General features: G+C 72.8%; 21 protein-coding genes. 11 read left to right on the forward strand and 10 right to left on the reverse strand.

The window, feature by feature from the left end:
- Together B1729_RS05950 and cydC are read left to right on the forward strand one after the other, a co-directional pair.
- Positions 1-738: ATP-binding cassette domain-containing protein (locus B1729_RS05950; protein ID WP_163631297.1), on the forward strand; the 738-nt coding region annotated here is incomplete at its 5' end.
- On the forward strand, positions 735-2,426 hold the full coding sequence (gene cydC, locus B1729_RS05955; protein WP_163631299.1) for a thiol reductant ABC exporter subunit CydC: 1,692 nt from the start codon (positions 735-737) through the stop codon (positions 2,424-2,426). The genes B1729_RS05950 and cydC, both read left to right, overlap by 4 nt.
- A gap of 68 nt (positions 2,427-2,494) precedes the next feature.
- Here cydC and B1729_RS05960 read toward each other — a convergent pair whose 3' ends face one another.
- The 6 genes from B1729_RS05960 to B1729_RS05985 all read right to left on the reverse strand — a co-directional run bounded on the left by B1729_RS05960 (position 2,495) and on the right by B1729_RS05985 (position 7,979).
- Positions 2,495-4,042: an SDR family oxidoreductase gene (locus B1729_RS05960; RefSeq protein WP_163631301.1), complete on the reverse strand. Its 1,548-nt coding sequence runs from the start codon at positions 4,040-4,042 to the stop codon at positions 2,495-2,497.
- Positions 4,043-4,108: 66 nt separating this feature from the next.
- Positions 4,109-4,717: a GNAT family N-acetyltransferase gene (locus B1729_RS05965; protein ID WP_163631303.1), complete on the reverse strand. Its 609-nt coding sequence runs from the start codon at positions 4,715-4,717 to the stop codon at positions 4,109-4,111.
- Positions 4,718-4,857: 140 nt separating this feature from the next.
- A complete protein-coding gene (locus B1729_RS05970; RefSeq protein WP_163631305.1) occupies positions 4,858-5,952 on the reverse strand; it encodes an ABC transporter ATP-binding protein in 1,095 nt (364 codons plus the stop codon).
- Entirely contained in the window at positions 5,949-6,782 is an 834-nt protein-coding gene (locus tag B1729_RS05975; RefSeq protein WP_163619092.1) for an ABC transporter permease, read from the reverse strand. Before B1729_RS05975 ends, B1729_RS05970 begins: the two co-directional genes overlap by 4 nt.
- Positions 6,779-7,585: a molybdate ABC transporter substrate-binding protein gene (modA, locus tag B1729_RS05980; protein ID WP_163631307.1), complete on the reverse strand. Its 807-nt coding sequence runs from the start codon at positions 7,583-7,585 to the stop codon at positions 6,779-6,781. Before modA ends, B1729_RS05975 begins: the two co-directional genes overlap by 4 nt.
- A gap of 1 nt (position 7,586) precedes the next feature.
- The gene (locus tag B1729_RS05985) at positions 7,587-7,979 is read right to left on the reverse strand and encodes a TOBE domain-containing protein (RefSeq protein WP_163619088.1); all 393 of its coding nucleotides are present in this window, start codon (positions 7,977-7,979) and stop codon (positions 7,587-7,589) included.
- A 162-nt stretch (positions 7,980-8,141) separates the two neighbouring features.
- On the opposite strand from B1729_RS05985, the gene B1729_RS05990 reads away from it, so the two are divergent.
- Both B1729_RS05990 and B1729_RS05995 read left to right on the forward strand, forming a co-directional pair.
- The gene (locus tag B1729_RS05990) at positions 8,142-8,999 is read left to right on the forward strand and encodes a PHP domain-containing protein (RefSeq protein WP_163631310.1); all 858 of its coding nucleotides are present in this window, start codon (positions 8,142-8,144) and stop codon (positions 8,997-8,999) included.
- A gap of 131 nt (positions 9,000-9,130) precedes the next feature.
- The gene (locus tag B1729_RS05995; protein ID WP_163619084.1) at positions 9,131-9,418 is read left to right on the forward strand and encodes a DUF1905 domain-containing protein; all 288 of its coding nucleotides are present in this window, start codon (positions 9,131-9,133) and stop codon (positions 9,416-9,418) included.
- A 17-nt stretch (positions 9,419-9,435) separates the two neighbouring features.
- On the opposite strand, the gene arfB is transcribed toward B1729_RS05995, so the two are convergent.
- Positions 9,436-9,873 carry an alternative ribosome rescue aminoacyl-tRNA hydrolase ArfB gene (gene arfB / locus B1729_RS06000; protein ID WP_163631312.1) on the reverse strand — a complete coding sequence of 146 codons (438 nt, stop codon included), beginning with the start codon at positions 9,871-9,873 and terminating at the stop codon, positions 9,436-9,438.
- Positions 9,874-10,080: 207 nt separating this feature from the next.
- Here arfB and B1729_RS06005 point away from each other — a divergent pair, with 207 nt between their 5' ends.
- The 7 genes from B1729_RS06005 to B1729_RS06035 all read left to right on the forward strand — a co-directional run bounded on the left by B1729_RS06005 (position 10,081) and on the right by B1729_RS06035 (position 15,434).
- Positions 10,081-11,280, forward strand: coding sequence for an FAD-dependent oxidoreductase (locus B1729_RS06005; RefSeq protein ID WP_163631314.1), 1,200 nt, complete (start codon positions 10,081-10,083; stop codon positions 11,278-11,280).
- A 79-nt stretch (positions 11,281-11,359) separates the two neighbouring features.
- Positions 11,360-12,508 (forward strand): ThiF family adenylyltransferase, encoded by a 1,149-nt coding sequence (locus B1729_RS06010; RefSeq protein ID WP_163619078.1) that lies wholly within the window; start codon positions 11,360-11,362, stop codon positions 12,506-12,508.
- Positions 12,505-13,749, forward strand: a complete 1,245-nt coding sequence (gene glp / locus B1729_RS06015; RefSeq protein WP_163631316.1) for a gephyrin-like molybdotransferase Glp — start codon at positions 12,505-12,507, stop codon at positions 13,747-13,749. Before B1729_RS06010 ends, glp begins: the two co-directional genes overlap by 4 nt.
- Positions 13,746-14,240 carry a cyclic pyranopterin monophosphate synthase MoaC gene (moaC, locus tag B1729_RS06020; protein WP_163631318.1) on the forward strand — a complete coding sequence of 165 codons (495 nt, stop codon included), beginning with the start codon at positions 13,746-13,748 and terminating at the stop codon, positions 14,238-14,240. Before glp ends, moaC begins: the two co-directional genes overlap by 4 nt.
- Positions 14,240-14,929, forward strand: coding sequence for an NTP transferase domain-containing protein (locus B1729_RS06025; RefSeq protein ID WP_163631320.1), 690 nt, complete (start codon positions 14,240-14,242; stop codon positions 14,927-14,929). Before moaC ends, B1729_RS06025 begins: the two co-directional genes overlap by 1 nt.
- Positions 14,926-15,201 carry a DUF6457 domain-containing protein gene (locus B1729_RS06030; RefSeq protein ID WP_163619070.1) on the forward strand — a complete coding sequence of 92 codons (276 nt, stop codon included), beginning with the start codon at positions 14,926-14,928 and terminating at the stop codon, positions 15,199-15,201. The genes B1729_RS06025 and B1729_RS06030 overlap by 4 nt, the downstream gene beginning before the upstream one ends.
- Positions 15,201-15,434, forward strand: a complete 234-nt coding sequence (locus B1729_RS06035) for a MoaD/ThiS family protein (RefSeq protein ID WP_163619068.1) — start codon at positions 15,201-15,203, stop codon at positions 15,432-15,434. The genes B1729_RS06030 and B1729_RS06035 overlap by 1 nt, the downstream gene beginning before the upstream one ends.
- Before the next feature lie 37 nt (positions 15,435-15,471).
- Here the strand turns inward: B1729_RS06035 and B1729_RS06040 are convergent, their stop codons facing one another.
- From B1729_RS06040 to B1729_RS06050, 3 genes are read right to left on the reverse strand one after another with little or no spacing between them, the layout of a single operon-like run.
- On the reverse strand, positions 15,472-15,912 hold the full coding sequence (locus tag B1729_RS06040; RefSeq protein WP_163619066.1) for a molybdenum cofactor biosynthesis protein MoaE: 441 nt from the start codon (positions 15,910-15,912) through the stop codon (positions 15,472-15,474).
- The gene (locus tag B1729_RS06045) at positions 15,912-16,391 is read right to left on the reverse strand and encodes a MogA/MoaB family molybdenum cofactor biosynthesis protein (RefSeq protein WP_163631322.1); all 480 of its coding nucleotides are present in this window, start codon (positions 16,389-16,391) and stop codon (positions 15,912-15,914) included. The genes B1729_RS06040 and B1729_RS06045 overlap by 1 nt, the downstream gene beginning before the upstream one ends.
- 28 nt (positions 16,392-16,419) lie before the next feature.
- A complete protein-coding gene (locus B1729_RS06050; RefSeq protein ID WP_163631324.1) occupies positions 16,420-18,984 on the reverse strand; it encodes an FdhF/YdeP family oxidoreductase in 2,565 nt (854 codons plus the stop codon).
- Between the last annotated feature and the right edge of the window lie 115 nt (positions 18,985-19,099).

The raw sequence follows: 19,099 nt of genomic DNA on the forward strand, positions 1-19,099 counted from the left end.
CGAGACGAAACGCCCGGAACGCACCGGAACCCTCTGCCCCCGCGCCCGACCGCCGGCGGCCACCTTCTCGAGCTCTCAGCCCTGCGCGTGCGCCGCGGAGACCGGATGCTGCCTCCCGTCGACCTGACGGCGACCCCGGGCACCGTGACGCTCATCGAGGGACCCAGCGGCGCCGGCAAGTCCAGCGTGTTCGCCGCCCTTCGCGGAGCCGCGACATTCGATGGAGCGGCGACGTGGGCGGGCACCGACATCCGCGACCTCGCACCGTCGGAGTGGCTCGCCTGGGCGGGCCAGCGGCCCGGCCTCCTCGCGGGCACGATCGCGGACAACGTCACCCTCGGCGACCCGGCGCCGGAGGCCTCCACCGTGCGCGCCGCGCTCGACCTCGCGTGCGCCGGCAGCCTCGACCCCGCGCAGGAGCTCGGCGTCCAGGGGTCGGGCCTCTCGGGCGGGCAGGCGCAGCGCGTCGCGGTCGCCCGCGCGTTCTACCGGCACCTGCGCGGCGTCGCGCAGCCGCAGTTGTCGCTCGATACGCCGCCGAGCGGCACGACCGGCACGCTGATCGCGCTGGACGAGCCCAGCTCGGCGCTCGACCCCGACACAGAGGCTCGCCTGTGGCGCGGCATCCGTCACCTCGCCGACGAGGGCGCGACGGTGCTTCTGATCTCGCACCGGACGTCCGCCCGCCAGATCGCGGATACCGTCGTCCGCCTCGAACCGATCGAGGTCCTCGCATGACCACGCCCCCGGGAAGCGGTGGGGCGGGGACTCCGAGGGCGGTGCTGCGCGGCGCGATGCCGCCGGCGCGGCGGTTCGGATGGGCGCTGGCCGCGGGGTTCGCGTCCGAGGCGTCCGCCGTGGCGCTGCTCGCGGTGAGCGCGTGGCTCATCGTGCGCGCGAGTGAACAGCCGCCCGTGCTGTACCTGTCGGCGGCGGTGGTCGGCGTGCGGTTCTTCGCGATCTCGCGCGCCTCGTTCCGCTACCTGGAGCGGCTCACCGGCCACGACGCCGCGCTGCGGCAGCTCGCCTCGACCCGCGCCGACCTCGTGCGCCGCCTCGTTCCGCTGGCGCCCGACGGCCTGGCGCGCACCCGCAGGGGCTCGGTGCTGGGCACGCTCGTGGACGACGTCGACGAGCTGCAGAATCTGCCGCTGCGCGTGGTGCAGCCGCTCGTCGCGTCGGCGCTCGTCGCGCTCGGCGCCGTCGTGCTCGTGGCGTTCGTGTGGTGGCCGGCCGCGCTCACCCTGCTCGCGTGCCTCGCGGTCGCGGCGGCGATCTCGACGCTGTGGGGATGGATGTCGGGAGCCCGCGCCGAGCGCGACATCTCGCCGTTGCGCGGCGCCCTCGCCGACGCCGTGCTCGACCACATCGGCAGCCTCGATGTGCTCGCCGCGTTCGGCGCCGAAGCGCAGAGCCGCGAGCGGATCGCCCGCGCCGACGCCGACCTCCGACGCGCCATCGTCCGTCGCTCCGGAGCCCAGGCGGGAACCACGGCCCTCGTCTCGCTGCTCGCCGGTGCCGCGTCGATCGCGGCGGTGCTGGTCGCCGCGCCGGGCGTGGCATCCGGCGCTCTGACCGGACCATCGCTCGCCGTGGTCGTGCTGGTGCCGATGGCCGTGTTCGAGGTGTTCGCCGCCGTGCCGATGGCCGCCTCCGCATGGCGGCAGGTGCGGGCCTCGGCCGAGCGTGTCGCGGGCGCGCTGCCCGCGACACCGCCGGCCGAACTCGCGCCCGAGTCCACCCCCGCCACGGGCGATGCTCCGGAGTTGGGCGACGGCATCCGGCTGCAGTCGGCGGACGTGCGCTGGCCGGGCGCGGCGCAGGCCTCGCTCCACGACATCGACCTCGCGATCCGGCCGGGCGAGCGCGTGCTGGTCATCGGGGCGAGCGGGGCGGGCAAGAGCACGCTGGCGCATGCCCTCGTGCGGTTCCTCGACACGGACGGCGGCTACGACATCGGGCCCCGGTCGGTGCACGGCCTGTCGCCCGACGACGTGCGGCTGACCGTCGGCCTGTGCGAGCAGCATCCGATGCTCTTCGACGAAGACATCCGGCAGAACCTCCTGTTCGCGCGAGAGACCGCAACGGATGCCGAGCTCGAGGCGGCGCTCGCCCGCGTCGGACTGGATGCGTGGTTGCGGGAACGCGGCGGACTCGGCGCCCGCGTCGGGGAACGCGGCGCGCTCGTGTCGGGCGGTCAGGCGCAGCGCATCGCGCTGGCCCGGGCCCTGCTGCGGGGCTTCCCCGTGCTCGTGCTCGACGAGCCGACCGCGGGCGTCGACCCCGAGGCATCCGATCGGCTCCTCGTCGACCTGCTGAGCGCCGTGCGGGACGACCAGGCGGTGGTGCTGATCTCGCACGTCGCGGTGCCGGACGGGCTGGTCGACCGTGTGGTGCGGCTCGAGGACGGCCGCATCACCGCCTGAGCGGCGACCCACCCCGGCCCCGGATCGAGCCTCTCGGCGGATCCTCGCGGCGCGACGGCCGGCGCGGCTCAGGGTTCGCCGACGGTGCCGCCCGCTGCCGTCGCGGTGATGCGCCGCGCCATCCCCGCGAAGATGAACCCATGGAACGGCAGGACGGCGAGCCAGTACAGGCGCCCGGCAAGGCCGCGCGGGAAGAACAGGGCGCGCTGGTCGTACCGTGAACCGCCGCTCACCTCGTCGGCCGACGCCCGCAACTCGAGCCACGCGAGACCCGGAACCTTCATCTCGGCGCGGAGGCGCAGCATCCGTCCCGGCTCCAGCGCCTCGACGCGCCAGAAGTCGAGCGCGTCCCCCACTGCCAGCCGGTCGCGGCTGCGACGACCGCGCGCGAGGCCGATGCCGCCGACGAGGCGGTCCATCCAGCCGCGGACGGCCCAGAGCACCGGCGAGGAGTACCAGCCGTTCTCGCCGCCGATCCCGACGATGACGCGCCAGAGCGCCTCGGGGGATGCCGGACTGTGCGCGGTGCGGATGTCGCTGAACACCACGCGCCCGGCCCAGTCGGGATCGTTCGGCAGCGGGTCGCTGGGCGCGCCCAGCACGCCGGCATCCTGCCAGCTGGTCTCGATCGCGTCGGTCTCGAGCTTGCCCAGCGCCAGCTGCACCGCCGTGCGGTACGACGTGAGACCACCCTCCGGCGGCGGGATGAGCGCGTCGACCGCGTGGTCCTTCATGATGCACTCGTTCTGCAGCGACTCGACGAGAGGCCGCGCGATCGACCGCGGGATCGGTGTCACGAGATTCACCCAGTGCGACGCCAGTCGGGGCGTCAGCACCGGCAGCGCGGCGATGGCACGCTGCCGCAGCCCTGCCTCGACGGCATAGCCGTTCATCATCTGCCCGTACCGCAGCACATCGGGTCCGCCGATGTCGACGGCCCGGTTCACGTCGGCCGGCAGTCGTGCGGCGCCGAGCAGATAGTGCAGCACGTCGCGCACGGCGATGGGCTGGATGCGGTTGCGCACCCACCTCGGCGCGGGCATGTACGGCAGCACCTCGGTGAGATGGCGCACCATCTCGAACGACGCCGATCCCGAGCCGATGACGACGCCCGCCTGCAGCACGATCGTCGGCACGGCGTTCTCGAGGAACGTCCGCCCGACTTCGACGCGCGACTGCAGATGCGGCGAGAGCGCCACCCCGGTCGGGTGCAGGCCGCCCAGATACACGATGCGATCCACGGATGCCGCGGCCGCCGCCTGCGCGACGGTCTCGGCCGCACGGCGGTCGGTGTCGGCGAACCGCTTGCCGCCCGACATCGAGTGGACGAGGTAGAACACCACGTCGACGTCGCGCATGGCCTCATGCACCGGGCCCTCAGCGGCAGCGTCGCCGCGGACGATCTCGACGCGGTCGCCCCAGGGGAAGGCCGCCGCCCGGGCGGGGTCGCGAGCGAGCGCGCGGACCGCGTAGCCGGCGTTCAGCAGCCGCGGCACGAGCCTCCCGCCGATGTACCCCGTCGCCCCGAGGACGAGGGCACGTGGCACGGTGCCGTCGGGGCGCGTCAGCGCCAGGAGATCCGGCTCATGGCCGGTCGGCGCCGAGACATCGTCCACGGGGGGCAGACTACGCGGGCGCACTCCGCAGCCGCACGGGTTGACGTCCGGTCGGCCGTGGCGTAGTCAGAGGCGCGTCGCGAAGACCTGGATGCCCTCGGGCGACGGCAGCGGCTCGAACCCGACGCGCGGGTAGAAGGCGATGGCGCCGGTGTTGTCGGCCGAGGCGACGAGGTGGAGCCCGGGAACGCCCGCCTTCCGGAGCGCGTCTTCGAGCGTCTCGATGAGCCGGCGGCCGAGACCCTGGCCCTGCGTCTCGGGCAGCAGGTCGATGTGCAGGTGCGCCGGGTACTCGTCACCGAACGGCTGCGCCCCGCCCGCGCGGGAGTACGCGTAGCGGAGGATGCCGTCCTGCCGCGAGGCGGTGGCCGCCTGACCGCTCTGCGGTCGCGGCCAGCGCTCGGCGTGCCGAGGCCACCACTCGGCCCGGAACCACTCCTCGAACGCCGCGGAGTCGGGCGTGCCCACGACGTAGCCGACGACGCGGCCGTCGTCCGCTTCGACCACGAAGGCGAACTCGGGGTGACGCGCCGCGTAGGGCAGGACGAAGATCTCGGCCCAGAGATCGTCGTCATCGAGGATGCCGGTCGCGTCGGCTCCGGCATCCGCTGTCTTCAGGCAGATGTCGACGAGAGCGGGTTCGTCACCGGGGCGGAAGGGGCGGATGCGCGTCACCGGGCGAGTCTATGAGATGCGTCGGACAGCTGTCTTGGCCCGGGTCGTTGACGAAGCATCCCGCCCCGGCGCGGTCCCTCTCCCGGTCGTTGAGCGAGCGAGGAACGAGCGAGACGAAACGCTCTGAGTGTGCGGGAGGCTCAGTGCTCGACGACCACTCGCACATCGGCCGGGTCCACGCGCAGCGTGATCGTGTCGCCGGGCGCGAGCCCCGCGGCGCCGTCGGCGGCGACGTCCACCGCGACGTCGGGATCGGCGGTGCGCATCCGCACCCCGGCGGGCGTCTGCTCGAGGCGCACGATGCGTGCTGTCCACTCCCCCGCGGCGCGGGGCGGCCCGTCGATCACTCGGACGGCGCTCGGCCGGAACACCGCGACAAGAGACGGCTGCCGCCACCCGGCCGGGTGGGGCAGCACCAGGTCTCCGGCACGCCAGGCCGAGTCTGCGGGTTCGAGGGTCCCGACGACGCGGTTCAGCCCAGCGACCGCCGCGGCGAACCGCGTCGCCGGGGAGGCCAGCACTTCGCGGACCGGCCCGGTCTGCGTGACGCGGCCGTCCTCGATCACGACGAGGCGGGTCGCGAGAGCGACCGCGTCCACCGCGTCGTGGGTGGCCACGACGGCCGTCGTGCGCGTCGCCGCGAGCTGCTGGTGCAGCAGGGCGCGCACGTCACCCGCGGTCTCGGTGTCGAGCGACGTCAGCGGCTCGTCGAGCAGGATCGCGGCGGGCGACGTCGCGAGCGCCCGCGCCAGCGCGACGCGCTGCTGCTGGCCGCCCGACAGCTGTGAAGGTCGCCGTTCACCCAGGCCGTCGAGCCCGACACGTCGGAGCCAGTCGGCGGCCCCGGCCGCCGCCGCAGCCTTCGTGGCGCCGTGCACGCGCAGCCCGAACGCCACGTTGCCGTGCGCGGTGAGGTGAGGGAAGAGGCGCGGATCCTGACCGAGCAGCACCACCCCGCGCGCCGCCGGCGCGGTCTGCCGGGACGACGTGCGATCGTGGGTGCGCCGGTCGAGCAGCCGGCCGTGCAGCCGGACCTCTCCCTCGTCGAACCCGGTCAGCCCGGCGAGCACGCCGAGCAGCGTCGACTTTCCGGCGCCGCTCGGACCCATGAGCGCCACCACCTCGCCCACCGGCACGCTGAGCGCCACATCGAGCGCGAACGCGCCGTGCTGGACCCGGACGCGCGCGTCGAGTCCGGCAGGGTCGGCTGCGGACGGCGTGCCCGCAGCACTCATCGCGGGGCCTCCGCGCGCCAGGCCCGCACCAGCAGCAGTACGCCGACGGCGGTCACGAGCAGCAGCAGCGAGAGCGCCACGGCGGTGCCCTGCGAGACCCCGGCGCCGTTGAAGGCCGTGTAGATCGCGAGCGGCATGGTCTGCGTCACGCCCGGCGCGTTGCCGGCGAAGAGGGCCGTCGCGCCGAACTCGCCGATCGCGCGGGCGAAGCACAGCACGATGCCCGCGACGAGGCCGGGGGCGGCGAGCGGGAGGGTCACGCGGGCGAGGATCGTCCAACGCCCCGCGCCCAGACCCGCCGCCGCCTGCTCGAAACCGGTGCCGGTGGAACGCAGCGCCCCTTCGAGGGCGAGCACGAGGAAGGGCAGAGCGACGAAGGTCTGCGCGAGGACGACGGCAGTGGTCGTGAACGGGATGCGGATGCCCCACTCCGCGAGGATCCCGCCCAGCCAGCTCGTGCGACCGAAGAGGAACAGCATCGCGACGCCGCCGACCATGGGCGGCAGCACGAGCGGCACCGTCACGAGGGCTCGCAGCACGGCCGCCGTCCGCACGGTGCTCCGGGCGATCAGGAGCGCGAGCGGCACCCCCAGGACGACGCACACCGTCGTCGCGACGGCACCGGTCGCGAGCGAGAGGCCGAGTGCCGACAGCGCCTGCGGCGAGGTGACGTCCGTCCACAGTGTCGACCACTCGACCCGGAGCACGAGGGCGCCGAGCGGGAGCACCAGCAGTGCCAGCCCGATGAGCGCCGGGACGGCGAGCACGCGGGGCACGAACCCGGCCCGCTCCTCGTGCGTGCGGGCGTCGCGCGCCGCGGCGACCGTCACGGCGCTCCGAAGCCGAGATCGGAGAGCACCTGCCGGGCCTCGTCACCGAGCACGAACCGTACGAAGGCGTCGGCTGCCCGCGGGTTCGCCGCGTCCGTCAACGTGACGATCGGGTACCGGTTCACCACGTCCTCACCCCCGTCGACCTCTATCGCCTCGACGGCGCTCGTGGTCGAGGCATCCGTCACGTACACCAGGCCCGCGTCTGCCTCGCCCGCAGCCACCTTTGTGAGGACGGCGGTGACGTTCTGCTCGTAGCTGTCGACGCTCGCCTTCACCCCGGCGTCCGAGAGGAGCGTCGCCGATGCCGCCCCGCACGGCGCCTCGACGGCGCACAGCACCACTGTCAGATCGGGATCGGCGAGGTCGTCGAGGCCGTCGACTCCGCCGGGATCGCCCGCGGGGACCACCAGCGTCAGCGTGTTCGTCGCGAACAGCTCCGGCTCGCTCGCAAGGTCCGCGTCGACGACCTTCTGCATGTTCCTCTCGTCCGCCGACGCGAAGACATCGGCGGGTGCCCCCTCCACGATCTGGGTGGCGAGCGTCGACGAGCCGTCGTAGGTGAGCGGATGCACATCGAGGGACGGATGCCGCTGCTCGAACTGCGCCGCCAGCTCGTCGAACGCCGCCTGCAGCGATGCGGCCGCGTACACGCTGAGCTCGCCGGAGAGCTCCGGCTCCCCCGAGACGGGCGCCGGAGAGCTCACGCCGGGGTCCTGTGCGGAGCTTGCCGCGCAGCCCGCAAGCCCGAGCGCGAGCGCCGTGGCGACCAGTGCGGTGCGGACGACGGAGCCGTGGCGCACGTCAGGCCTTCGGGGTCTCGACGATCACCGTGGTCGCCTTGACCACGGCGACGGCGAGCGAGCCGGGCTCGAGTTCCAACTCGCGCACCGCCTCGGACGACATGAGCGAGACCACGCGGTGCGGACCGGACTGGATGTCGACCTGCGCCATGACGCCGTCGATCTGCACCCGCGTGACGAGCCCGACGAAGCGATTGCGTGCGCTCGAGAGCACGTCGGCAGGGTCGCCCGGAGCCGCGGCCAACTCCACCGCTCGGGCTGCGAGCGCGTCTCCGGGGATCTCGATCGGCGAGGCCCCGGTCGTCGGCAGTGCCCCGGAATCGATCCACCGGCGCACGGTGTCGTCGCTCACCGCGAGCAGCCGTGCAGCCTCGGAGATCTTGTAGCTCGCCACAGCGCCACGCTATCACCGCGCATGCGGGTTGTCCGAGAGGTTTTCGCCGTAAAAGCGGATGGCGGGTGCCGGAAGCCACAATTCGCGGCACCCGAACTGCCACGCACGCTTGGGAGTCACGACGCTGCAGGGTGCACCGGGGCCGGGAGTACTCTCGGCGAGATGACGGCGACTCTTCCGGCCGACGCTCATGTGCACAGCGAGTGGTCGTGGGACTGGGGCTCGGATCCAGCCTCCCGAGGCTCAATGGTCCGCACCTGCGAGCGCGCGATCCGGATCGGACTCCCGGCGATCGTGTTCACCGAGCACCTCGACTTCGAGCACGACTGGAGAGTCCACCACGGCGACATCGGAGAGCACGCTCAGAAGTACGTCGACGAGAGCGGCCATGCGCGGCTGCCCGACTTCGACGTCGAGGGCTATCTCACGGCGATCGAACGGTGCCGCCACGACTTCCCCGAACTGCGCATCCTCACGGGCGTGGAGTTCGGGCAGCCGCACCTGCGCGACGCGCACGCCGCAGATCTGCTCTCCAGTGGGACGATCGATCGCATCAACGGGTCATTGCACATGCTCCCCTTCGACGGCGTCGACCGTACCGAGCCGACCACGTTGTACCGCCACATGCCGGCGGACGACGTGATGTGGAGGTATCTCGAGGAGATCCCGCGCATGGTCGCCGGGTCGGACTCCTTTGCGGTGTTCACGCACATCGATTACGCCGTGCGCTCCTGGCCGGTCGCGACCGCAGGACCCTTCGATCCCCGCAGGTTCGAAGACGGATTCCGGGCTGGGATGCGCGCGATCGCGGAGTCGGACCGGGCCCTCGAGATGAACACCCGGCGGCTCTGGCCGTGGATCCCGCAGTGGTGGGCGGAGGAAGGCGGGCGTGCCGTCACGTTCGGCAGCGACGCCCACGGACCCGACATGCTCGCCGCTCATTTCCCGGAGGCGACGGCGATGCTCGAGCACTTCGGATTCCGGCCGGGCGCCCGTGCCGAGGACTTCTGGATCCGCTGACCTGAAAGGCGCGCGAGGTGCACCGGCGGAGAGAGACTGTCGATCGGGACGACGTCCGATCGTCATCCCGGTGAACGGCCGTCGCCCGGGCCATACTCTTCACAGCTGCGGCGGCTGAGATTGGAGCCATCATGTCGGACCACACCGGGCCCCTGGATATCCGCTTCACCGCCACGCTCGGCAAAGCTCAGCCGGGAGACACCTGGACCTGCGTGAAGCTGCCCGACTCCGCCACCATCTTCGGCACCCGCGGACTCGTCAAGGTGGCGGGCACCGTGGACGGGCACCCGTTCGAGGGGGCCTTCATGGCCCTGGGCGACGGGACGCACAAGCTGCCGATCAACGCCGAGGTCAGAAGAGCGATCGGCAAGACCGACGGCGACTCCGTGGACGTCCACCTCACCCGGCGCCGCTCCTAGCGCCGATGCCGGCGTCGTCAGTCCACGGGTGGTCGCCGCAGCCGCTTGACGTCGGTGCGCCGCTTCTTCTCACCCAATCGCCGTTCCTTGGCGCCCCGCGTCGGCTTCGTGGGTCGTCGCGACGGCGAAGGCGGCCGGAGCGCGTCGGCGACGACCGCCGCGAGCCGTGCGCGCGCGGCATCCCTGTTCCGCAATTGCGCGCGATGCTCGGATGCCGCGATCGTCAGCACTCCGTCGACCAGCCGGCCGCTCAGCCGCTCGAGCAGCCTCTCGCGTTGATGCGGGGACAGCACCGCCGAACGCGAGGCGTCCCACACCAGTTCCGCCCGCGAGTCCGCCGTGTTCACCCCCTGCTCGCCGGGGCCGGATGACCGCGAGAACCGCCAGGTCAGCTCGGACTCGGGGATCGTGACCCCATGGCCGATCCGAAGGCCGGGGCGATGAGGGGCAGGCATGCCTCCATCTTCCTCCCCGGCTGAGCACACGTCGGGGCACGTTCCGGTTCCCGACGGGTCGGGCCCGGCATCTTCGTGCGACCGTTGGCAGCTGCGCAAGCCCCCTCTCTTCTTGCAGATGCCTGCCTAGTCTCGCCTGCAGGGAGATCTCAGACGCGACAGCCGCCGATCGCGGTCAGCGGGTGCCGCCATGCGAGGGGAGGGACCATGTCCGAGCAGCAGGCGCATCATCAGGTGGTGGTGATCGGCGGGGGCAACGGCGGCATCTCGGTCGCTGCGCGACTGCGTCGCTCCGGCGTCGACGACATCGCCATCATCGAACCGCGCGAGCAGCACGTGTACAAGCCGCTGTTCTCGCATGTCGCCGGCGGCACCGCACGCGCCGGCATCACCGTACGCCCGCAGCGAGAGGTGATGCCGAGAGGCGTGGAGTGGATTCTGGATGCCGTCACCGCCGTCCAGCCCGACGCGAACGCCGTCGTGCTCGAGAGCGGTGACCGCGTCACCTTCGACCAGCTCATCGTGTGTCCGGGCATCCAGCTCGACTGGGACCGCGTGCCGGGGCTGGCCGAGGCGATGCAGACGCCGGCAGCGGCATCCCATTACGAATTGGAGCTGGCGCAGAAGGCGTCGCTGCTCCTGCGCGACCTGAAGGAGGGCACGGTCGTCTTCACTCAGCCCGACGGGCCTGCCTCGTGCGCGGGAGCCGCACAGAAGCCGATGTATCAGGCGTGCGACTACTGGCGGGCCACCGGGGTGCTGGACAAGATCCGAGTCGTGATGATCGTGCCGACGGAGACCGCGTTCATCCCGCCGTTCGATCGCGAGCTCGAACGCAAGATCGAGGAGTACGGCATCGAGCTGCGCACCCGCTCGGTGCTCCTCCGGGTGGACCCCGCGGCACAGGAGGTCGTGATCGGCGGTCCGGACGGGCCCGAGCACCTGCACTACGACGTGCTCAACGTCGAACCGCCGCAGTCCGCACCGGATTGGCTCAAGGCGTCGGTGCTGCCGGCGCCGGGGTCATCGGGAGGGTTCGTGGAGGTCGACCCGCGGACGCTGCGGCATCCGCGCTTCCCCCAGGTCTGGGCTCTCGGCGACGCCGCCGCGACCACCAACTCGAAGTGCGGGGGCGCGCTGCGCAAGCAGACGTGGGTGCTCGCCAAGAACCTCTCGAGGGTGCTCCGAGGGAAGGAGCCGAAGGCGAGCTACGACGGCTACGCGGTGTGCCCGTTCACCGTCTCGCGGTCGACGGTCGTGTGGGCGGAGTTCGACGACACGGGCAAGCAGAAGCCGACGATCCCGTTCTTCCGGCGGATGTACCGGGAGAGCCGGCTCTCGTGGATCTTCGACCGGCACGTTCTGCCCTGGGTCTACTGGAATCTCATCCTGACCGGGCGCGTCTGACCCGACCGCGGTCGGTGCGGCAGGGGGCGAACGGGCGAGCGGCGGCCGGCCACCGATGCGCGCGGCGTAGCCTGTGGATATGGCCTTTCCCCCACTCGTCGAGCCCCTCGCCGAGCTGAGCGACGCCGAACGCACGCGCACCGCGCGCCACCGCGTGCTCGCCGGCTTCGGCGATCTCGCACAGCGCCGCCTCGCCGCCGCCCATATCGCGGTCGTGGGGGCAGGCGGTCTCGGCTCGCCCGCCGTGCTGGCCCTTGCGGCCGCCGGAGTCGGCACCATCACCGTGATCGACGACGACCTGGTCGAGGCATCCAATCTGCAACGGCAGGTGATGCACCGTGTGGGCGATGTCGGTGCGGCCAAGGTCGACTCCGCCGTCCGCATCGCCGCCGACCTCTCGCCCACCACCCTGGTGCGGCCGGTGCAGGCAGTGCTCACGCCGGCCAACGCCCGCGACCTCCTCGCCGGCGCGCACGTCGTCATCGACGGCACCGACACGTTCGAGACCCGCGAGGCGGTGGCCGCCGCGTGCGAGCACCTCGGCGTACCGCTCGTGTGGGGCGTCGTGCAGGAGTTCCACGCACAGGCGACGGTCTTCTGGTCGGCGCCTCCCGCCGGCGCGACGCCCGTCCGCCTCGCGGATCTCTACCCTCCGGATGCCGGACGCGAGGCCCCCACCTGCGCACAGGTCGGCGTGCTCGGCGCGCTCTGCCTGCAGGTCGGCGCACTTCTGGCCACAGAGGCCATCAAGCTCGTCACGGGCATCGGCGAGCCGCTCCTCGGACGCGTGCTGGTGCTCGACGCCCTCCGCGGCCGGACCGACGAGGTGCCGCTGCGTCCCGCCGCCACGCACCGGGCCGGCGAGGCCGTCGTCGCCGATCCGTCAGCAGCCCCCGCTCCCTCACCGGCCGGCCCGCCGAGCATCCCGCAGCTGAGCCCGGCCGAAGCCCTCGCCGCCCAGCGTGCCGGCGCCGTGCTGTTGGATGTGCGCGAGCCTTTCGAGACCGCGCGCGGCGTCATCCCCGGCTCGATGCTGCTGCCGCTCGGCGACGTGCTCGCCGAGCCGCGACGAGTGGAGGCTTCCCGCGTGGTGGTGGTGTGCCAGGTCGGCATGCGCGCGCAGCGCGCGGCAGTGGCCCTGCGCGGCGCAGGGATCGAGGCATCCGTCCTCGCCGGCGGCATCGACGCGTGGACCCGCGACGGAGCGCGCACGGCGGTCGGCGCGTGAGCGGCTTGCGCACCGTCGAGGAGCACCTCGCCGACGCGCTCGCGGCCGCCGAGCCGCTGGAGTCAGAGCGCGTCACCCTTGCCGCCGCCCACGGTCGCACGCTGCGTGAACCGGTGCGTGCCGCCGTCGACATCCCGGTCTTCGACAACTCGGCGATGGACGGGTTCGCCGTCCGCTTCGCGGATGTCGCGGATGCCGACCCCGTCACCCCGGCGACCCTCCGCGTCGTCGCGGACCTGCCCGCCGGCACCGACGCCGACCCGGCACTCGCTCCTGGTGAGGCCGCCCGCATCATGACCGGGTCGGCGGTCCCGACTGACGCCGACGCCATCGTGCCGTTCGAGGACACCGCCGGTGGGCTCGCGGACTCCCTCGGCTCGATCGCGGTGCTGAGGGTCCCGCGTGCCGTGGGCGCCCACATCCGTCGCGCCGGGGAGGACGCCCGCGCCGGCGACGAGGTGCTCTCCGCCGGAGAACTGCTCGGCCCGCTGCAGCTGGCCGCCGCCGCGGCGGCGGGCGTCGCCGAGGTCGTCGTCTCACGGCGTCCCCGCGTCGCCGTCATCTCGACGGGCAGCGAGCTCGTCGAGCCCGGCTCTCCCCTGCGCCGAGGTCAGATCCCCGAGTCGAACAGCGTGCTCCTCGCCATCCTCGCCACGGAGGCCGGAGCCCAGCTCGTGCGCCGCGCCAGCGTGCCCGACGAGGGCGACGCCCTCGACGCGCTGCTCGCCGAGGTGACGGATCCGCGGTCGCCGGATCGCGCCGACGTCGTCGTCTTCTCCGGCGGCGTCAGCGCCGGTGCCTACGAGGTGGTCAAGACCGCGCTCGCCGGGACCATGGTCTTCTCGAAGGTGGCCATGCAGCCGGGCAAGCCGCAGGGCTTCGGCCGCCTCGAGGCCGGCACCCTGCTGTTCGGGCTGCCGGGCAATCCCGTGAGCGCGGCGGTCTCGTTCGAGGTGTTCGTGCGGCCGGTTCTGCTGCGGCTGCAGGGTCGCCAGGCCATCGACCGCCCCGTCCTCGCGCTCCAGGCGGGAGCCGGCTGGCGGACACCGCCGGCGCGGCGCCAATACCTGCCCGTCACGATCGACCGCTCCGACCCGGCCGCGTGGCGCGCGATCCCGGCGACGAGCGGCGGATCCCATCTCGCCGGCGGACTCGGCCGCGCCGAGGCATATGCCGTCGTGCCCGCCGAGGTCGACGCGGTGGCGGCGGGCGATGTCGTGGATGTCATGCTGATCTCATGAGTGCGCCGGAACAGCCGATCTTCACCCACCTCGACGCCGCGGGGAACGCGCGCATGGTGGATGTCACGCTCAAGCAGCCGACCGTGCGCTCCGCCACCGCCCGCGCCTTCGTGCGCTGCGCGCCCGACGTCGTCGCCGCGCTGCGCGATGGCACCGTGCCCAAGGGCGATGTGCTGGCCGTCGCCCGGATCGCCGGCATCCAGGCCGCCAAGCGCACCCCCGAACTGCTGCCGCTCGCGCATGTCATCGGCGTCCACGGCGCGGCGGTCGACCTGGCCATCGAAGACGGCGGTGTCGCGATCGAGGCGACCGTGCGCACCGCCGATCGCACCGGCGTCGAGATGGAGGCGCTGACCGCCGTGTCGGTGGCCGCTCTCGCCGTCGTCGACATGGTGAAGGGGCTCGACAAGGGCACGTCGATCGATCACGTACGCATCGTGACGAAGACCGGCGGCAAGAGCGGCGACTGGCACCGCCCGGACGAGAGCTGATGTCCGTTCGCGACCCGCACTCGCCCCTCAGCCTCGGCGCGATCCTGCTGGCCGGCGGCCGCGGCACGCGCGTCGGCGGGGCCGTGAAGCCGCTCTTCGAGGTCCGCGGCAGCACGCTGCTGGCGGCGGCGGTGACGGCGGTGACGGATGCCGGAGCCCGGCCGATCACGGTGGTGGCACCCGTCCTCGACGAGACGCTCCCCGTGGCCTGGGTGCGGGAGGACCCGCCGTTCGGCGGCCCCGCCGCGGCGGTCGTGGCGGCGCTCGATGAGTGGTCGGCGGAGACCGACCCGGAATGGACGCTCGTGCTCGCCTGCGATCTGCCCGGCGTGGGCGAGGCCGTGCGCCGCCTCGTGAACGACATCCCGCTGCTCCCCGCCGACACCGACGGCGTGTGTCTCGGCGACGCCTCGAGCCGCCCGCAGTGGCTCACCGGCGCCTACCGCACGCGGGCGCTGCGGCAGGCGGCATCCGCTCTTCCCGGTCGCGGACGGGACCTTCCGGTGCGGGCGATCGCCGACGAGCTCGCGATCGCCGTCGTCGCGGCGCCCGACGACCTGACCCGCGACGTCGACACGTGGGAGGATCTGAACGAGGCCCGCGCTCGGGTCGATCGCGCGCACCAGGTCGATCGCGCGCACCAGGCCGATCCCGCACCGCACCACCCACGCCCGGAGGAGTCGTCATGAGCGAGCAGTCCCGCACCCTTCCCCCCGAGGCCCTCGACGCCTGGGCGGCCGTGCTGCGCGAGCGGTTCGGGCTCGCGCCCGAAGACGTCCCGGTGTCGCTCATCCTCGATCTCGCGCGCGACGTCGCGAACGACGTCGCACGCCCGGCGGCGCCCTTCAGTACCTTCGTCGCCGGCCTCGTCGCGGGCCGCAGTGGCGGATCCCCCGCCGACATCGAATCCGCCGTGGCGGCGATCACCGAACTCGCCCGAGACTGGGAGCACGAGGCCTGATGGCCGTCGTCCGCTACTTCGCCGCCGCACAGGAGGCGACCGGCCGGGACTCCGAGCGCCGCACCGAGGCGACCCTGGGAGAGCTGCGCCGCGCGGTGTCCGAGGAGTTCCCGGGGCTGGGCGGCATCCTGCCGCGCTGCGCCGTGCTCGTCGGCGGCTCACGCGTCGACGACGACACGCCCCTCGGCGACGACGACCTGATCGACGTGCTGCCGCCCTTCGCCGGCGGCTGATCCCCTTCCGGGGTGCGGGGCCTTCCGGCCGCGGCGCTCAGCCGCCGAGGCCCAGCCAGGTGGCGGTGCCGTCGGATTCGACCTGGCGCTTCCAGACCGGCAGGTCGGTCTTGATCGTCTCGATGAGCGTGCGGCACACCGCGAACGCCTCGGCGCGGTGGGCGGACGCGACCGCGATCACGACGGCGGCGTCCCCGACGTGCAGCGTGCCCACCCGGTGCGACACCGCGACAAGCGCTCCGGTGGCCCCGATCGCCGCGGCGGCCAGGCGGGTGAGCGCGGCTTCGGCGTCAGGATGCGCCGAGTACTCGAGGGCGACGACGGCGGCCGCGGCATCCGGATCGTGATCCCGTACGCGACCGACGAACGTCGTCACGGCGCCCATGCGGGAATCGTCGACGGCGCGCAGGTGCGCGTCGAGATCGAGCGGCTCGGCGCTGATCGCAGCCACCCGCACGGCGTCGGTCGACACGGCCATCAGTGGTCCCCTCCACCGAGCTGGTCCAGCAGGTGACGGGCGACCGACAGCACCACCGGCATCCCATCCGTCACGCCGCCCGGAGACCCGGGCAGGTTGACCACGAGCGCGCCGTGCGGGTCGACGACGCCGGCGATCCCGCGCGTCAGCATGCCGGCGGGCTTCTCGGCCGCACCCCGTCGACGCAGCTCTTCGGCGATGCCCGGTACCTGGCGGGTCACGACGCGGGCGGTGCCCTCCGGCGTCTGGTCGCGCGGCGAGGCGCCGGTGCCACCCGTGGTGACGATCAGCTTCACGCCCGCGACGACCTCGGCTGTCAGCGCGCGCTCGACGCTGTCGGCACCGTCGGGCACCACGACGGCGTCGGCGCAGTCGAAGCCCGCCTCCCGCAGTGCCGAGACCGCGATCGGCCCGCTGGCGTCGGGGCGGGCGCCCTCGGCGGAGCGATCGGAGACGGTGATGACGGCGGCGCGGGTCATGCCTCCAGCCTAGGCACGCGCCGGGCTCTCAGGTGCGGCGTGCGAGCCGCACCACCACGGACTTGGATGTCGGCGTCCCCGAGACGTCGGCGACGGAGTCAAGGGGAACCAGCACGTTCGTCTCCGGGTAGTACGCGGCGGCGTTGCCCCGCGGCGTGCGGTAGGCGACGATGCGGAACTCCTCCGCCCGCCTCTCCTGCAGCGCCCCGTCGGCCCCCCGCCACTCCGACACGAGGTCGACGATGTCGTTCTCCGCGAAGCCCAGCGCGACGATGTCCTTGGCATTGACCAGCACGACCCGCCGCCCGCCGTGGATGCCGCGGTACCGGTCGTCCTTGCCGTAGATCGTGGTGTTGTACTGGTCGTGCGAGCGCAGCGTCTGCAGCAGCAGGCGTCCGCGCGGGATGCGCGGGTACTCCAGCGGGTTCACCGTGAAGCGCGCCTTGCCGTCGGCCGTCGCGAAGCGGCGCGCATCGCGCGGCCCGTTCGGCAGGTGCAGCGTGCGGCCCTTGTCGATGCGCTCCTCGTAGTCGTCGAATCCGGGGATGACGCGGGCGATGTGGGCGCGGATGAGCGCGTAGTCCGCTTCGAGCGCCGCCCAGTCCGCGTGCGGGACGTTGCGCTCCCCGTCGACACGCTCCGGAGCTCGGCCGGCGGCGGACTCGCGGTCTCTGTGGACCGGCGACTGCGTCCCGTCGGACTCCTCGGCCGCGGTGCGCTCCGGGTACCCACGGTCGTGCCGCGTCGCGTCCGCACCATGCGCCGCGGCATCCGTCACCGGCTCAGGTGATGTCACCGACTCAGGACGATCCCCGCCCGCGACGTCCTTCCCCCGTGACATCACCTGATCTCGCGACGACGAACCGCCGCCGGCACCCGTGGATCCGAAGACCAGGCCGCTCAGGCGGGCGACGATCGCGACCTCGCTGAGCATCTCCTCGGACGGCGGGGCGAGCCGGCCCCGCGACGCGTGCACCGCGCCCATTGAGTCCTCGACCGTGACCCGCTGCTCGCGGCCGCCGCGGCGGTCGCGGTCGGTGCGGCCCAGGGTCGGCAGGATGAGCGCGCGGCGCCCGGTGACGACGTGCGAGCGGTTGAGCTTGGTCGACACGTGCACGGTCAGCCCGACACGGGCCATGCCCGCCTCGACGACCGCGGTGTCGGGGGTCGCCGAGACGAAGTTGCCGCCCATGCTCATGAAGAACCGCACGCGGCCGTCGCGCATCGCGCGGATCGCCCCGACCGTGTCGAAGCCGTGCTCGCGCGGGGAGGCGAAGGCGAACTCCGTGTCGAGCGCGTCGAGGAACGTCGCGGACGGCTTCTCGTAGATGCCCACGGTGCGGTCGCCCTGCACGTTGGAGTGCCCGCGCACCGGGCACACTCCGGCGCCGGGTCGGCCGATGTTGCCCTGCAGCAGGAGCATGTTCACGACGTCGCGCAGCGTGGGCACGGAGTGCTTGTGCTGGGTCAGTCCCATCGCCCAGCAGACGATCGTCGCCTTCGACGTGCGCACCGTCTCAGCCACCCGGCGCAGCGCCTTCTCCGGAAGACCCGTGGCGGTGACGAGGTCGCGCCACGAGGCATCCGTCATCGCCTGGCGGTAGGCGTCGAAGCCGCTGGTGTGCGCCGCGAGGAACTCGTGGTCGAGCACACCCCCGTCGGTCTCCTCGGCCTCGAGGAGGTGCTTGCCGATCGCCTGGAACAGCGCCTGATCGCCGCCGAGCCGGATCTGCAGGAACTGGTCGGCGAGCTTCGTGCCGCCGAACGCCACGCCCCGCACCGTCTGCGGGTTCTCGAAGCGGATCAGTCCCGCCTCGGGCAGCGGGTTCACGGCGATGATCGTCGCCCCTCGCTGCTTCGCCTTCTCGAGCGCCGCGAGCATGCGCGGGTGGTTCGTGCCGGGGTTCTGCCCGGCGACGATCAACAGGTCGGCCTCGTGGACGTCGTCGATCGAGACGGTGCCCTTGCCGATGCCGATGGTCTCGGTCAGCGCCGATCCGGACGACTCGTGGCACATGTTCGAGCAGTCGGGCAGGTTGTTGGTGCCGAGCCCCCGCACGAGCAGCTGGTACAGGAACGCCGCTTCGTTCGATGTGCGTCCCGACGTGTAGAACACGGCCTCGTCAGGGTCGTCCAGCGTCCTCAGCTCGTCGGCGACCAGCGTGAGCGCGTCGTCCCACGAGATCGGGCGGTAATGCGATGCCCCCTCCTCCAGCAGCATCGGGTGCGTCAACCGTCCCTGCTGCCCGAGCCACCAGTCGTCGTGGCCGCGCAGCGCGTCGAGCGAATGCGCCGCGAAGAACTCCGGCCCCACGCGCCGCAGCGTCGCCTCCTCGGCGACCGCCTTCGCGCCGTTCTCGCAGAACTCGGCGATGTGACGCTTGTCCTCCTCGGGCCACGCGCATCCGGGGCAGTCGAAGCCATCCTTCTGGTTGACGCGCAGCAGCGTCTGCACCGACCGGGCCACGCCCATCTGCTCATTGGCGATCTCCAACGCGTGCAGCACCGCGGGCACACCGACCGCGACCTTCTTCGGTCGGGTGGAGCGCACACGCGTCTCGTCGATATCGGCTCTCGGGGGCTTCGTCGCCATACACCCAGGCTATGCCTCGCCCGGGCGCCGAGGGCGCCTCACGACATGTGAGCGGTTCCGCTTTGGATGACGGATGCGGCGACCGCCGGCATCCGCCCGGGAAGTCGTCCCACGC

Source organism: Microbacterium sp. B35-04, assembly GCF_010634885.1.
Classification (GTDB): domain Bacteria; phylum Actinomycetota; class Actinomycetes; order Actinomycetales; family Microbacteriaceae; genus Microbacterium.